General features: G+C 56.9%; 10 protein-coding genes. 3 read left to right on the top strand and 7 right to left on the bottom strand.

Annotated elements, in window-relative coordinates; genetic code table 11:
• Positions 1 to 20 precede the first annotated feature (20 nt).
• Positions 21 to 602, bottom strand: coding sequence for a YceI family protein (locus tag BKP64_RS01840; RefSeq protein WP_070965237.1), 582 nt, complete (start codon positions 600 to 602; stop codon positions 21 to 23).
• A gap of 69 nt (positions 603 to 671) precedes the next feature.
• Positions 672 to 1,217, bottom strand: a complete 546-nt coding sequence (locus BKP64_RS01835; RefSeq protein WP_070965234.1) for a cytochrome b — start codon at positions 1,215 to 1,217, stop codon at positions 672 to 674.
• Positions 1,218 to 1,739: 522 nt separating this feature from the next.
• Here BKP64_RS01835 and BKP64_RS01825 point away from each other — a divergent pair.
• Positions 1,740 to 3,023 (top strand): EAL domain-containing protein, encoded by a 1,284-nt coding sequence (locus BKP64_RS01825; RefSeq protein WP_070973509.1) that lies wholly within the window; start codon positions 1,740 to 1,742, stop codon positions 3,021 to 3,023.
• Between the two features lie 8 nt (positions 3,024 to 3,031).
• Here BKP64_RS01825 and BKP64_RS01820 read toward each other — a convergent pair whose 3' ends face one another.
• The 5 genes from BKP64_RS01820 to BKP64_RS01800 all read right to left on the bottom strand — a co-directional run bounded on the left by BKP64_RS01820 (position 3,032) and on the right by BKP64_RS01800 (position 10,777).
• Positions 3,032 to 4,807 carry an SLC13 family permease gene (locus tag BKP64_RS01820; protein WP_070965228.1) on the bottom strand — a complete coding sequence of 592 codons (1,776 nt, stop codon included), beginning with the start codon at positions 4,805 to 4,807 and terminating at the stop codon, positions 3,032 to 3,034.
• A gap of 95 nt (positions 4,808 to 4,902) precedes the next feature.
• Entirely contained in the window at positions 4,903 to 6,798 is a 1,896-nt protein-coding gene (gene parE, locus BKP64_RS01815) for a DNA topoisomerase IV subunit B (RefSeq protein ID WP_070965225.1), read from the bottom strand.
• A 67-nt stretch (positions 6,799 to 6,865) separates the two neighbouring features.
• Positions 6,866 to 7,345, bottom strand: coding sequence for a protease complex subunit PrcB family protein (locus tag BKP64_RS01810; protein ID WP_070965223.1), 480 nt, complete (start codon positions 7,343 to 7,345; stop codon positions 6,866 to 6,868).
• A complete protein-coding gene (locus tag BKP64_RS01805; RefSeq protein WP_070965220.1) occupies positions 7,342 to 10,011 on the bottom strand; it encodes a S8 family serine peptidase in 2,670 nt (889 codons plus the stop codon). The genes BKP64_RS01810 and BKP64_RS01805 overlap by 4 nt, the downstream gene beginning before the upstream one ends.
• A gap of 145 nt (positions 10,012 to 10,156) precedes the next feature.
• Entirely contained in the window at positions 10,157 to 10,777 is a 621-nt protein-coding gene (locus tag BKP64_RS01800; RefSeq protein ID WP_198402637.1) for a TetR/AcrR family transcriptional regulator, read from the bottom strand.
• A 153-nt stretch (positions 10,778 to 10,930) separates the two neighbouring features.
• On the opposite strand from BKP64_RS01800, the gene BKP64_RS01795 reads away from it, so the two are divergent.
• The gene (locus BKP64_RS01795) at positions 10,931 to 12,751 is read left to right on the top strand and encodes an acyclic terpene utilization AtuA family protein (protein ID WP_070965210.1); all 1,821 of its coding nucleotides are present in this window, start codon (positions 10,931 to 10,933) and stop codon (positions 12,749 to 12,751) included.
• Entirely contained in the window at positions 12,748 to 13,614 is an 867-nt protein-coding gene (locus tag BKP64_RS01790) for an SDR family oxidoreductase (RefSeq protein WP_070965208.1), read from the top strand. Before BKP64_RS01795 ends, BKP64_RS01790 begins: the two co-directional genes overlap by 4 nt.
• Positions 13,615 to 13,618 lie beyond the last annotated feature (4 nt).

Raw genomic sequence — 13,618 nt, 5'->3', positions numbered from 1 at the left:
CGACACGTTGATCGTCAGGCTTACTGTCGGATACCTTCCACGGAAATAATGATTTCCACGGTTTCAGAGGCTTTCCCGAGATCCATGGGGATGCCAAAGTCCTTGAGTCGCAGCTCAGTCTCTGCCTCAAAGCCCATGCGGTATCCACCCCAAGGGTCCGCACCATGGCCGATCATCTCGGCGTCCAGAGTCACTTCCCGGGTGACACCGCGTAGTGTCAGCTCACCAACGATATCGGCTTCACCGTCTTCGTCAACAATCACACTCGTGCTTTTGAAAGTGGCTTCGGGATACTCATCGGTAAAAAGAAAGTCTTCGCTTCGCAAATGCTTATCACGCTCGGCATGATTCGAATCAACGCTTGAGGTATCGATGGTGACGTTAACGGAGCTGTTTTCCTGGTTTTCCGCATCGTACGCAAACTGGCCGTCAAAATCGTTGAAACGGCCGTACAGCCAACTGTACCCGAGATGCGAAATTTTGAAGGTAACGAACTGGTGTGTGCCCTTGTTATCAAAGGCATAGGTGCCACTGTGCTCATCAGCATGAACGGCGCCCACCAATGCCACTGAAACCGCAGATGCAAGCAATAATTTTTTCATCAATATCTCCCTTAGTTAACTTCAGCTCCTCAACCGGAGCGTTTCAGAATCCGTGCCGCCAGATTTTGGTCATCTACCAAGCATACGGCGTAGCGTGTCATCGCGATCAATCAGGTGATGCTTAAGAGCGCCGGCAGCGTGAATGGCGGCAAGCACCACCACTGCCAATGTGGACCAGTAGTGAATGTCACCTGCAGTATCTTCCAGGCCCTTGATCTGCCCCGTAACTGAAGGGACATCGAACCAGCCGAATACACTGATTGCGGAACCGTCAGCAGTGGAGATGAGGTAGCCGCTGACCATAGCGGCGAATAACAACACATAGAGCACGACGTGTGCTGCGCGGGCACCGATTACTTCCCAGCGTTCATGGCCGGGCACGGGATCCGGCCCTTTGTTGGCACCGCGCCACAAGACCCGGAATACCATCAGGCCCAAAAGCAGGATACCAACGCTGCGGTGAATGTCCGGTCCCTTCTTGTACCAGTCGTGGTAGTACGTCAAATCTACCATCCAGAAACCGAGGGCGAACAAACCAATCACAACCGCCGCTGCAATCCAGTGCACGGCAATGGCCACCAGCCCATAGCGGGAAGAAGAATCTCGGATATTCATAGCGTGAAATGACCTCATTCCCTGACGTTCGACAACTGAGGATTCTAGAAACCTCGCTCCCTGAAACAAATCAAAATGTTTTGCTGGCCAACATCAGAATTTCTGAACGTCAGACAGTACTATGCCTTTGGTCGCATACGGGTTTTACGGATTGTTCAAAATCATAGCAGCGATAGACTTTGTCCATATCTTGCAGCCCTGTCAAAGGGCCTCATTGAACGAGAGGAGAAAGACATGGAACTCGAATTTGACGAAAGCGTTGTTGTCCCCAGCAACAATTGATTTTCAGGCGGCCATCCATGGCCGCCGGCCTTACACATCCCGTCCCTTGGACCCAAAAAGATACAGGCAGAATACTGTTTTGACATGAAACAGTGGTAATAATTCCATTTTTTTGGCACTCTTCCCAAAGAAATCAGCAGGATCGGTTCTTCCAAGCGCCACACCTGTACTGATTGCAGACAGTTCGGCCGTCCCTTCTGAGGCGTTCCGATGCATTCGTTCAACCGATCAGAATTATTTATGTCAAAAACCCTCCCTGAAAAGCTGTCTGCCCCTGAGCTCGACTTGCTTTCTCCCATGCTAAACAAGGAGGGTGATTCGTGGACGGCCGATTTTCGGGGGCTCACCCTACGGACAGCACTGCAACCGATTTACAGCATTTCCCACAAGCGAATTGTCGGTTACGAAGCTTTGATCCGGGCGTTCGACAATGACAATTCAGCAGTACTGCCGCTTCACCTTTTCGAACTGCCCTCCTCCGATGCGGAGAATCTTCTGCTCGATCGATTGTGCCGATACCTACATATTCAAAACTACAGCGGCATCAAAGATCAACTGAACTGGTTATTCCTGAACGTTTCGCCGCGGGTTGTAACCAGCGGCAGCCAGGCAGATTCGTTTTTTGCACAATTACTGGAAAAGACCAGCCTGCCTCCACACCGGATCGTGATGGAAATCGTTGAACAGCCCACAGACGATGCAGAGAGACTGAAAGAGACCGTCGCCTACTATAAAAAGCTGGGCTGTCTGACAGCGATTGACGATTTCGGTGCAGGCCACTCCAATTTCGAACGCATCTGGAATCTGTCCCCGGATATCGTCAAGCTGGACCGCACCCTCCTGACCAGGGCCACAGAAGATCACAAGGCGCGGCAGATACTTAACGGTATCGTTTCCCTGTTGCACCAGTCAGGCTGCCTGGTGTTGCTGGAAGGCGTGGAAACCCGTGACCAGGCCATGACTGCCATTGATGCGGGCGTTGACTTCGTTCAGGGCTTTTTCTTCAGAAAGCCGACTATTAACCTGAGCCAACTGAGCCATACGCCAGCAGATCTGGATAAGCTCCTGCAGGAATACAAAACCCGAAATCAGGTCACACAGGACCCAACCCGGCAACTTGTGGACTTCTTTCGCGGCATATTCCAGGAAGCAACAAGCAGACTGGGCGGCGGGTCCACCATGAGTCAGGCGTGTCAGGAACTCCTGAATCATCCAGCCGTATCACGTTGCTATATGGTCGACAGCAAAGGCATTCAGATCGACGACACCCTGGTTTCAGATACCGGGGTCCGCAGCCTTGATCCACGTTTCAGGCCGCTGGAGAGCACGACAAGCGCTGACTGGTTCCGCCAGCAATATCTGAGACAGGCTCTGGCTCAGCCGGAAAGCCTGCATGTGACTGCCCCTTATCTCTGCGTAACCGGCGCTTATATGTGCGTCACCCTGTCCCGGGGCTACTACCAAAACGGCGAGCTCAGGGTGCTGTGCTGCGATATCCTTGCAAACCCCTCACAATCACAATAGCGCCTTGTTCAACCAGGGCTGATACCGTAAACCATTGAAATGACCAGTACGGTCGTGGCGCCGATGAAGATATTCATCGGCAGGCCAACGCGCACAAAATCCCCGAATCGATAACCGCCCGGACCGAACACCATCATATTGGTCTGATAGCCTAACGGCGTCGCGAAACTCGCGGATGCCGCCATCATGACAGCAATCACAAAGGGTTCTGAAGCCACTCCCATGCTGCTGGTCATCGATAACACAACCGGTATAACAAGTACCGCCGCCGCATTGTTGGTGATGACTTCCGTCAGCACAGATACTGCAAAGTAAACCAGCAGGATCGCCAGCAGCACGTGCCCGTGACTGAGCCCCAGAATACCTTCAGCCATATAGTGTGCGGCACCGGTTTCCTGCAGGGCGGCCCCCAGGGCGAAGGAGGCGGCGATGGTCAGAATCACCGGAACATCCACCGCTTTTTGCGCCTGCCCCACCGAGCAACAACCCGAAATGATCATCAGGCCGGCGCCCAACAACGCCGCATTCAGCATACTCAGAACGCCACAGGCCGCCAGGCCGACCAGGACAAACAGGATACCCCACGAAAGCCACGCCCGGTCATGGCGGGGCGTTTCCGTTTCCAGATCGTTAATAAGAAGGAAATCCTTGTTGTAGCGCTGGCGGCTGACAAAAGCCGGCCGCGCCTCCAGCAACAACACATCGCCGGGTTTCAGCCGGATATTCCCCAGATTGCCAGATACCCGCTCACCCCCGCGCGCCACAGCCAGCACGACGGCTCCATAACGATCGCGGAACCTGGCATCTCGGATCGTCAACCCAAGCACATCCGACTGGGGCGACAATGCGGCTTCAACCAGGCGCCGCTCCGCCCTGTCCTTGCTGAGGCTGGGTTCGTCTTCGTGAACAGAGGGCACGATGCCGTTAATTCGCAGCAAGTCTGAAATGGCCTGGGTATCGCCAGCGAATACCAGCCGATCCCCGCCTCTCAGGCGCTCTTCCGACGGAACCGCAGTGACAACGCTTCCATCCCGTTCAATTTCAACCAGATAAAGTCTTTCCAGCTCCCGCAGCCCGGCCTCGCCGACAGTCTTGCCCACCAGCGGGCCATCGAAAGACACGGCCACTTCAAGCGTAAACTCCCTCATGGAACCAAACTTCTGCTGGTCTTTCCGGTCTGGCAAAAACCTCGGCATGACCAGCAACATCACCGCAAGGCCAACCACTGCAACAGGTAAGCCGACGGACGTAATGGAAAAAATCGAGAAGCCCTGTTCTCCGGTTAACTGCTGATACTGACCATTCACGACCAGATTGGTACTGGTGCCGATCAGTGTCAGGCTTCCGCCGAGGATGGCGGAGTAACTCAGAGGTATCATTAACTTGGAGGGCGCGATACCAATTTTCCGGGACCAGGCATGCACCGCCGGAATCATCGTCGCGACCACCGGAGTGTTGTTCAGAAAACCACTGAGCAGTGAAACTGGCAGCGCGATCCGGGCCTGGGCACTGCGAACGGTTTTGGGGTTTCGAAGGAGATGGTGAACAAGCAGGTCAACGCCGCCGGAATGATTAATACCGGCAGCAACCACAAACATGGCAACAACCGTTATCAGGCCGCTGTTGCTGAAACCTGCCAGAGCCTGATCGGCCGAGATTATGCCACTTGCGCTGAGAACCACAAGCACGCCCATCATTACCATATGGGGTGCATATCGCCCAACGCTCATCAGTATCAGCGAGGTGCCCGCCAGGCCCAGCGCAAACCAGCCATGCCAGTCCATCTACGGTTCTTCCCGATCAGAAAACTGGCAGGATAACGAGTTTGAGCAAGACTTAGAAAGAATAAAGGATGCTTTTTATAGCATCGTAGAGAATATCAAACCGCCACATCCGCAATGTTGCCATAGGTTTCAAGCCACGCCCGGCGATCAGACGCCCGCTTCTTGCCCAGCAACATATCCATGCGACTGTCAGTGTCGTCACCGTCCTCAATGGTGAGCATCACCAGACGACGGGTATCGGGCGCCATGGTGGTTTCACGCAGTTGCAGCGGGTTCATTTCACCCAGCCCCTTGAAACGGGTCACCGAGATCTTGCCTTTGCGCTTTTCCGCAGCAATACGGTCAAGGATGCCCTGCTTCTCATGCTCATCCAGCGCATAAAACGTTTCTTTACCCAGATCCACCCGGTACAGGGGTGGCATGGCAACGAAAATGTGACCGGCGGAAACCACCGGACGGAAATGCTTTACGAACAGGGCGCAGAGGAGCGTCGCAATGTGCAGGCCATCGGAGTCCGCATCGGCGAGAATACAAACCTTGTTGTAACGCAGGCCGTCGAGTTGATCTGAGCCGGGGTCCACACCAATCGCGACAGCAATGTCATGGACCTCCTGAGAGGCCAGCACTTCGCCGGGGTCTACTTCCCAGGTATTCAGGATCTTGCCCCTTAACGGCATAACGGCCTGAAACTCCCGGTCACGGGCCTGTTTGGCTGATCCTCCGGCAGAGTCACCCTCCACCAGAAACAGTTCCGAGCGAGCAGTGTCACCGCCTGAGCAGTCTGCCAGCTTACCCGGCAGGGCCGGACCGGAGGTGACCTTTTTCCGGGCAACTTTTTTGCTGGCGCGCAAACGGCGCTGGGCATTACTGATGAACAGCTCCGCGAGCGCTTCAGCCACCCCTGTGTGCTGATTCAGCCAAAGGCTGAACGCGTCCTTGACCACACCGGAGATAAAAGCGGCGGCTTCCCGGGAGGAAAGACGCTCTTTGGTTTGCCCGGAGAACTGGGGCTCCTGCATCTTGAACGAAAGCACGTACGCCGCGCGCTCCCAAATGTCTTCCGGGGAAAGCTTGATCCCTCGGGGAAGCAGGTTTCGGAATTCACAGAACTCTCGCATGGCTTCCAGCAGGCCAGTTCGCAAACCATTAACATGGGTGCCGCCCTGGGCTGTCGGAATCAGGTTTACGTAGCTTTCCATAACAGCTTCGCCGCCTTCGGGCAGCCACTGTATGGCCCAATCAACGGCCTCGGTATTTCCGGAGAAGCTTCCAATAAAGGGATCCAGAGGTATGGCTTCGATGTCCGCCAATGCCGTGCGGAGGTAGTCACGGAGACCATCCTCATAACACCACTCGTCTTTGTCTCCGGTTTTTTCCTGAAGAAAGGTAACGGTCAGGCCCGGACAAAGCACCGCTTTGGCGCGCAGATTGTGCCGCAAACGGCTCACTGAGAAATTCGGGCTGTCGAAGTAACTGGTATCCGGGGTGAATTTTATACAGGTACCAGTATTGCGTTTGCCGACCGTATCAATAACTTCCAGTTCGGACGCCTTCTCGCCGCTGGCAAAGGTCATCCTGTGCAGCTGCCCGTCCCGCTTGATGGTAACTTCCAGGTGGGTCGAGAGGGCGTTCACGACCGACACACCGACCCCGTGCAAACCACCGGAAAAATTGTAGTTACCCTGGGAGAATTTCCCGCCGGCATGGAGGCGGGTCAATATCAGCTCAACGCCGGGCAGCCCTTCTTCTTTATGAAGGTCGACCGGCATACCCCGGCCATCGTCTTCAACACTCAGGGACCCGTCGCTGTAGAGAACCACGTCGATCCGCCGGGCATGACCCGCCAGTGCTTCATCCACACTGTTATCGATGACTTCCTGAGCCAGGTGATTAGGACGGCTGGTATCGGTATACATCCCCGGCCGCTTGCGGACCGGATCCAGTCCGCTCAGTACTTCAATGGCATCGGCGTTGTATTGTTGCTGGCTCATAGACAGGAAGTCACTCCGCAATTGGAATAGAAAGCTGAGCCATAGCTTAGGGATTCGTCGGCAAAGATCAACGGTTGTTTTCCACCCGCGTGATGCGAATGCCATTCCAACCTGTTGCTGTTACAGCGATGACAGCGCAGGGCGTGGTCAGTGCCTGGGTTACCATCGTCCCGGGTTGCGGCTCCCGAATACGCACGGCCAGCTCCAACTGCCCGTCCACTATCTTTGATCCGGCAAGAGTGACACTGAATCCGCCGGTCGGCTTCTGGCCCAGCGCGGCCAGAACGATATGCTCGCTGGCAAAATCAACCGCCATGAGTGGTTGCAGTGACAGGTTCCGGGCAGGCAGTGACTTCAGGCGCTCCACGTCCGCCCTGCTCTTCAGATGCACATGCCCCGGCGCCATCAGACCACAGTGCGCCGACTGGGCAATCTGTCGGGCCAGAGGCGCTCCGTCACTGGTCTCGGTCTGGCTGACGGCACAACCGGCACTCAGGGCGGCGGACGCCAGCACAGCGCAGGCAAGAACGCGACGAAAACGGATCATGGTTGGGCAATAGCCTTCTGGTTAGTGGTGCCAGGCTCCGCAGAAAGTAACCGGTATCCCCTGAAATCAGGCCTGGGCAACTGGTCCGGGGATGTCGCGGAAATGGACGGGCGGGCATAGCTGGTCGTCATACGAATACCCTGAACAGACTGCCCGGCCTCGATCAGAATTTCTTCCCGAAGGCCCGCTACCGGATATTCCGCACATGCCTCGCCAGCGTGACAGATCAGCCCGTCGTTATCCAGGTCGGTTCCAGCGACGAGAATGTACTTTCCCGGTGGCACTTCATTGAGTGACCTGGGCTCCACACCATCATCGGGCACGAAAGCGAAAGAATACTGGCCGCCTTCTGCCACAACGCTCACCTGGGCTACGGTATCGTAAAAGTCGCCCTCCGGATCAGGTTCGACCAGAAGAACAAAATGCCGGCCAGCATTCCGGGCCTGCTCATCGGTGACTTGCTGGCCAACGACCGGAATCTCCAGGGTGCGCGGCTGATCACTTGTGTACTCCACCGTAAGAGTGGCGCGTTCGGAAACGCCCGGCTCCAGGGCATCCGGATCAAGGGTCATGGCAATCTCAAAATCCGTGCCTGTATCGCCAGCCATCGGCACCGCATCGAAGCTCAGCCAGTCCGGAGGAGCGGACACCGAATCGATAGTGACGCTACTGGCCGAGCCATAGACTTCCAGAGTAACGGTTGCAGAGAGAGCGCTTTCCGATGACAGGGTCACGATGGCCGGCGTTGCTGTAAGAATGTCCGGAACAACGCCGCTGGATGCAGCCAGGACCGATTTCCCTGCATCCATCAGCCCCCAGCCAAGCCGGGTCGTTTTCGGGCAAGGCTCTGAGGCGCAGGTCGCCACTGTCAGATCCCCCGCCATGAGAGAGGCATTGATCGCAGCATAATTGAGCGAAGGATCCAGGTTTTTCATTAATGCCACCACGGCCGAGACATGCGGTGCCGCCATGGACGTCCCCTGCAGACCGATGTAGGTTTCCCGAAGGACTCCGTCAATGATGCTGGCGCTGGTGCTGACAACAAGGTCCCCACGACCGTCTCCGTTGCCATCCCGGCTGGCATCGCCCCCCGGAGCAGCTACATCGATCCACGCGCCGAAGTTGGAATAGGAAGACAACTCACCGGCACCATCGACGGCACTGACGGCAAAGACATTACTGAACGCGGCCGGATAGGAAGGAACGTCTGTCGCGGAGTTGCCTGCGGCGGCGACAAAGATTACTCCGCGGCTTGTTGCCACATTAATAGCATCCTGCAAGGACTGGATATAAGGCAAACCACCCAGACTCAGATTGACGACATCCGCCAGGGGGGCACCGTTTTCAGGCCCGGCCACCCACTGGAGGGCCTGGAGAAGATCAGACGAGGAGCCAGAACCACCCTCCCCCAAGACCCTTACGGGAAGCAGGGTGGACTGATAGGCGACGCCGGCGCCACCACTGTCGTTCACCACCGCTGAAACGGTACCGGAAACATGGGTACCGTGATAGACGCTGCTCCCGACCGCATTTCCGGGATCGGTCGGGTCATCATCCGGCCCGGGAACACCATCATTGTCGAACGCGGCGGAGACAAAGTCGGCACCTGCGGGCAATGGCGCGGGGACATTCGCCAAGATATCGCCATGCCACCCATCCGGACCGGAAAACAGACCGGTATCCATCACCGCAACCGTCACACCCGCACCACCGTCGGTGGCGAACTGCCACGCGGTCGGAGCATTCAGCAAGCCATAGTGCCACTGCTGTTCCGGATAAAACGGTTCGTCGATCGGCGTAGCCATCGCCTGCACCCGGTAGTTTGGCGTCGCGGAGAGGACATCCGGCTCTCGTTTCAGCTCCTGAATCCAATCCAGGGTTGCAGGGCCCCCTGGCTGCTGCTCGAGCGCGGATTGAACGGTCGACTTTACCCGCCAGAGGCCCGGCGCCACTTCCTGTTTTAATTCAGCATTGTTGAGGGCGTTCAGAGACTGCGCCGATGGCCCCCGTGAGCCCTTCCGAAATGCGACGATGGCTTCGCCTTCGACAAAGTCGTAGTCAGGCCAGCGGAACGACAGACCATTGACAGAACCGGCTACCGACGTGGAAAGAACATAGAGCATGGGCGTAATCCCGACCGCCTCAACCCGAACCGAGTAGGTGCCGTCAGCGGCAGTATCAGGCAGGGAAACGCTAACCTGGCTGGACTGGCTGGTGGTGGAAGCCGAGGCAATAACGCCGTTGCCATCAAGCAATGACAACTTCAACGACGAAATGCCTGCCCGGGTAGCAAAGGTCTGCAGATAAACCGCCTGACCTGAGAGCAGGCGCATGGAAAACTCATCGTCCGGGTCGGCAAAATAACGGGCATCCGCCAATCCGCTTATCGCCGGATAGGTCCCCGCCGACTGGCTGACATAGCCGGCCAGGATGTACTCCTGGGGCAAAAGCTGGGCAGAATCACGCGGCACACCGGTTAACGCCAGCGCGTCAGCACTGTCACTGTCGACCCGGGTTCCGCTTTCGATATCAATAATACCCGACAACGCAAAGTCGACAGAGCCTGCATCACCGCCAGAGCTCCCACCGCACCCCGCCAGAGTCATCACCAAACCGGCTGTGACTGCCCTCCCAAGGAATTTTTGTGTGTCCGATTCTGCCCGCATCCCCACTGCTCCCCATGCTTTTAGTAAGCATACACCAACCGTTGACTGGCATTGTTTACAGAGCATCAAGATACGCCGCCAGCTACGGGTGCAAAAAAGACTGCAGATACCGATACCTGGTACCAAAACAAACGGGGTTGATTAATCAATCATTCTTCAGGGCCATCATGGCCATAACCTCATCGGTCAGCCCGTCCAGAGTCAGGCCGCCACGCTCAGGTTTGTACCAGGTTACTGTCCAGCTCAGGGCTCCCGTGAGCATCCTGCGCACCACAAACGGATCTGCCGCCAGAGCCCCCTCGTCCTGCAATGACTTAAGCACGTTTATCCAGAGCCCCTCGTATATCTCCCGCAGCTCCAGCACTTCGGCCTGGGAGGTATCAGACAGACTGCGCCATTCGAAAACCAATACTGCCATTGCTTCACCGGTCTGGCCATTAATGGATTCCAGTTCGGCACGCACCAGGGCCCGCAACTTTTGCCGGGCGGAATGGGCCGCATCAGCAGCAGCCTGCATAAGGGCGGTATTCAGACGAATGGTCTCCACCATAACGGCCTTCAGTATTTCCTCCTTGGTGCGGAAATGGTGGAACAGGCTGCCAGACTGAATACCAACGGCCGCTGCAAGGTCCCTGACCGTGGTCCGCTCATAGCCCTTGTCCCGGAAAAGGCGGGCAGCTTCTTTCAACAACCGCCCACGAGCGCCATTCGGATCAGAGACAAGGTTTTTGGCAATCAGTGCTTGCAGGATATCGGTTTGATTCACAGGGCTTTCCACCAGTCGAAAGAGGCCAATAATTCTACCTCACATTCCATTGTTTACAAACCAAGCGCTTGCTTGGTATTGTAATTTTCACTACAGCCATGCCTGCCGATCACTCAACCTCAGGCTGGCGAGAGAACAACAAGGCAGACAATGATGGCAGATTCCGACAAACACTCCCTTGCCCCGGTTCGTATCGGCTGTTCAGCCGCTTTTTGGGGTGACACTGAAACCGCAGCGGCGCAACTGGTCCGAAAGGGCAACATCGACTATCTGGTGGCGGATTACCTCGCCGAGATCACCATGTCCATTCTGGCCGGGCAGAAAATGAAAGACCCGTCTCAAGGTTATGCCCGGGACTTTGTTGAGACCGTCATGGGACCTCTGCTCAAAGAGATTAAAGACAAGGGGATCCGGGTTCTGGCGAACGCCGGCGGCGTTAACCCGACCGCCTGCCGGGATGCGCTTCAGGCACTGTGTGAAGAGGCGGGCGTTGAGATGAAAATCGCCCTGGTCCTGGGTGACGATCTACTGATGAAAAAGAAAAAACTCGGTGATTTGGGCATTGCTGAAATGTCCACGGGCAAACCCATGCCTCCGATGATGGTAAGCCTGAACGCCTATCTGGGCGCTCCTGGGCTGGTCGCCGCACTGGAACAGGGAGCAGACATCGTAATCACCGGTCGTGTTGCTGACAGTGCGCTGGTTCTGGCTCCGCTTGTCCATGAATTCGGCTGGAGCTGGTCCGACTACGACAAATTGGCCCAGGGCAGCCTCGCCGGCCACCTGCTTGAATGCGGCGCGCAGTCTACCGGCGGCAACTTTACAGATTGGGAAGAGGTTGCCGATGGCTATGCTGACATGGGGTTCCCCATTGCCGAGGTAAGTGCCAGTGGTCATTTTATTCTGACCAAGCCGGAAAACACCGGCGGCCAGGTAACCCGAGGCACGGTGGCGGAGCAGCTGGTCTATGAGATTGGCGATCCGCGGGCGTATCTGTTGCCGGACGTCACCTGCGACTTCACCGGCGTGTCACTGGAGGAGACTGAACTCAACCAGGTTTCTGTGCGCGGCGCAAAGGGCCTTCCGCCCACCGACAGTTACAAGGTCTCTGGCACCTGGCCCGATGGCTTCAAGTGCACGGTAACCTTCCTCCTGGCCGGCATCAACGCCCGTGTCAAGGCACAAAAAGTTGCCGACGCCATTTTGGCGAAAACGTCCCGGATGTTTGGTGAGCGAGGCCTGCCCGGTTACTCCGAAACCAGCGTCGAGCTGCTGGGCACCGAAGCGACTTACGGTTCCCACAGCAGAGTGCAGGATTGTCGGGAAGTAGTGGTCAAAATCAGTACCGCGCACCCGAAGAAGGAAGCACTGGTACTGTTTTCCCGTGAAATCGCTCAGGCCGCTACGGGCATGGCGCCCGGCATAACGGGCATCGTTGGTGGCCGACCGACCGTATGGCCGAAGATACGATTGTATTCCTGCCTGGTGCCCAAGTCCGAGGTCACCGTGTCGGTGGATCTGGCAGGCGAAAAACGACCAGTGACAATCGCACTCGACGGTGGTTTTGACCCGACCCTTCTTGCTGAGCAGCCTAACGCTTCGGAAATACCTGTGACCGATTCCATGGTTCCACTGATTGAGCTGGCCTGGGCCCGAAGCGGGGACAAGGGCGACCACAGCAACATTGGTGTCATAGCCCGCCATCCAGACTTTGTCCCCTTTCTGGACGCGGCCCTGACCGAAACTGCTGTCGCTGAGTGGATGGCCCACACCCTCAACCCGGAGACCGGCAAGGTTACACGCTGGGCCATGCCGGGGCTTCATGCTTTCAACTACCTTCTGGAACACAGCCTCGGCGGAGGTGGCGTCGCCAGCCTGCGTATTGACCCCCAGGGCAAGGCCTTTGCCCAACAACTTCTGGAATTCCCTGTGCCCATCAGCCGGGCCGTTTTGGAGAAAGGACACCGCTCATGAGCTACCAATCCATCTTTCATCCTGACCTGTTCAAGGATCAGATCTTCATCGTGACCGGCGGCGGCTCAGGCATTGGCCGCTGTGCCGCCCATGAGCTTGCTGCACTCGGTGCTCGAGTTGCGCTCGTTGGCCGAAAAGCGGAAAAGGTAGACAGCGTAAAAGCAGAAATTACGGAAGACGGTGGGGTTGCGACTGCCCACGTGTGTGATATCCGGGAGGAGGAATCAGTAAAAGCCACAGTGGCGGCAATCATCTCGGAACATGGTGGCCTGAATGGCGTCGTCAACAATGCCGGGGGTCAGTTCCCTTCGCCCCTGGCCGGCATTAACCAGAAAGGCTGGGAAACGGTGGTCCGCACCAACCTGACCGGCGGCTTTTTGATGGCCCGGGAAGCCTACACCCAGGCCCTGTCCAAAACCGGCGGTGCCATTGTCAACATCGTGGCGGACATGTGGGGCGGCATGCCCGGCATGGGCCACTCTGGTGCCGCCCGCGCTGGCATGGTGAATTTCACCCAGACCGCGGCTGTGGAATGGGGCGCCTCCGGTGTACGCGTAAACGCTGTGGCGCCCGGCTGGATTGCCTCCAGTGGCATGGATAACTACCCGGAACACATGAAACAGTGGATTCGCAGCCTGGGCGATAACGTGCCGATCAAACGCATGGGTACCGAGTCAGAAGTCAGTGCGGCCATCTGTTTTCTGCTCAGCCCGGGCGCCGCTTTCGTCAGCGGCGACTGCCTGCGCGTTGATGGCGCGGCCTCCCAGGGCGGGCGCGTGTGGCCTTTCCCGAAAGCGAAGAATAACGAGCCCTTCAACGGCTTCCATCGGGCGGTAACACCCAGAGTGCTCAGCGAGGATTGAGGAA

It is taken from the genome of Marinobacter salinus (assembly GCF_001854125.1).
Classification (GTDB): domain Bacteria; phylum Pseudomonadota; class Gammaproteobacteria; order Pseudomonadales; family Oleiphilaceae; genus Marinobacter; species Marinobacter salinus.
The sequence above is the reverse complement of the archived record's forward strand: the minus strand, read 5'-3'. Positions and strand labels throughout refer to the sequence as shown.

What these genes read in the sequence shown, in the direction of transcription:
- BKP64_RS01840 (WP_070965237.1), bottom strand. Translation starts at nt 602, where the DNA reads ATGAAAAAATTATTGCTTGCATCTGCGGTTTCAGTGGCATTGGTGGGC.
- BKP64_RS01835 (WP_070965234.1), bottom strand. Translation starts at nt 1,217, where the DNA reads ATGAATATCCGAGATTCTTCTTCCCGCTATGGGCTGGTGGCCATTGCC.
- BKP64_RS01825 (WP_070973509.1), top strand. Translation starts at nt 1,740, where the DNA reads ATGTCAAAAACCCTCCCTGAAAAGCTGTCTGCCCCTGAGCTCGACTTG.
- BKP64_RS01820 (WP_070965228.1), bottom strand. Translation starts at nt 4,807, where the DNA reads ATGGACTGGCATGGCTGGTTTGCGCTGGGCCTGGCGGGCACCTCGCTG.
- parE (WP_070965225.1), bottom strand. Translation starts at nt 6,798, where the DNA reads ATGAGCCAGCAACAATACAACGCCGATGCCATTGAAGTACTGAGCGGA.
- BKP64_RS01810 (WP_070965223.1), bottom strand. Translation starts at nt 7,345, where the DNA reads ATGATCCGTTTTCGTCGCGTTCTTGCCTGCGCTGTGCTGGCGTCCGCC.
- BKP64_RS01805 (WP_070965220.1), bottom strand. Translation starts at nt 10,011, where the DNA reads ATGCGGGCAGAATCGGACACACAAAAATTCCTTGGGAGGGCAGTCACA.
- BKP64_RS01795 (WP_070965210.1), top strand. Translation starts at nt 10,931, where the DNA reads ATGGCAGATTCCGACAAACACTCCCTTGCCCCGGTTCGTATCGGCTGT.
- BKP64_RS01790 (WP_070965208.1), top strand. Translation starts at nt 12,748, where the DNA reads ATGAGCTACCAATCCATCTTTCATCCTGACCTGTTCAAGGATCAGATC.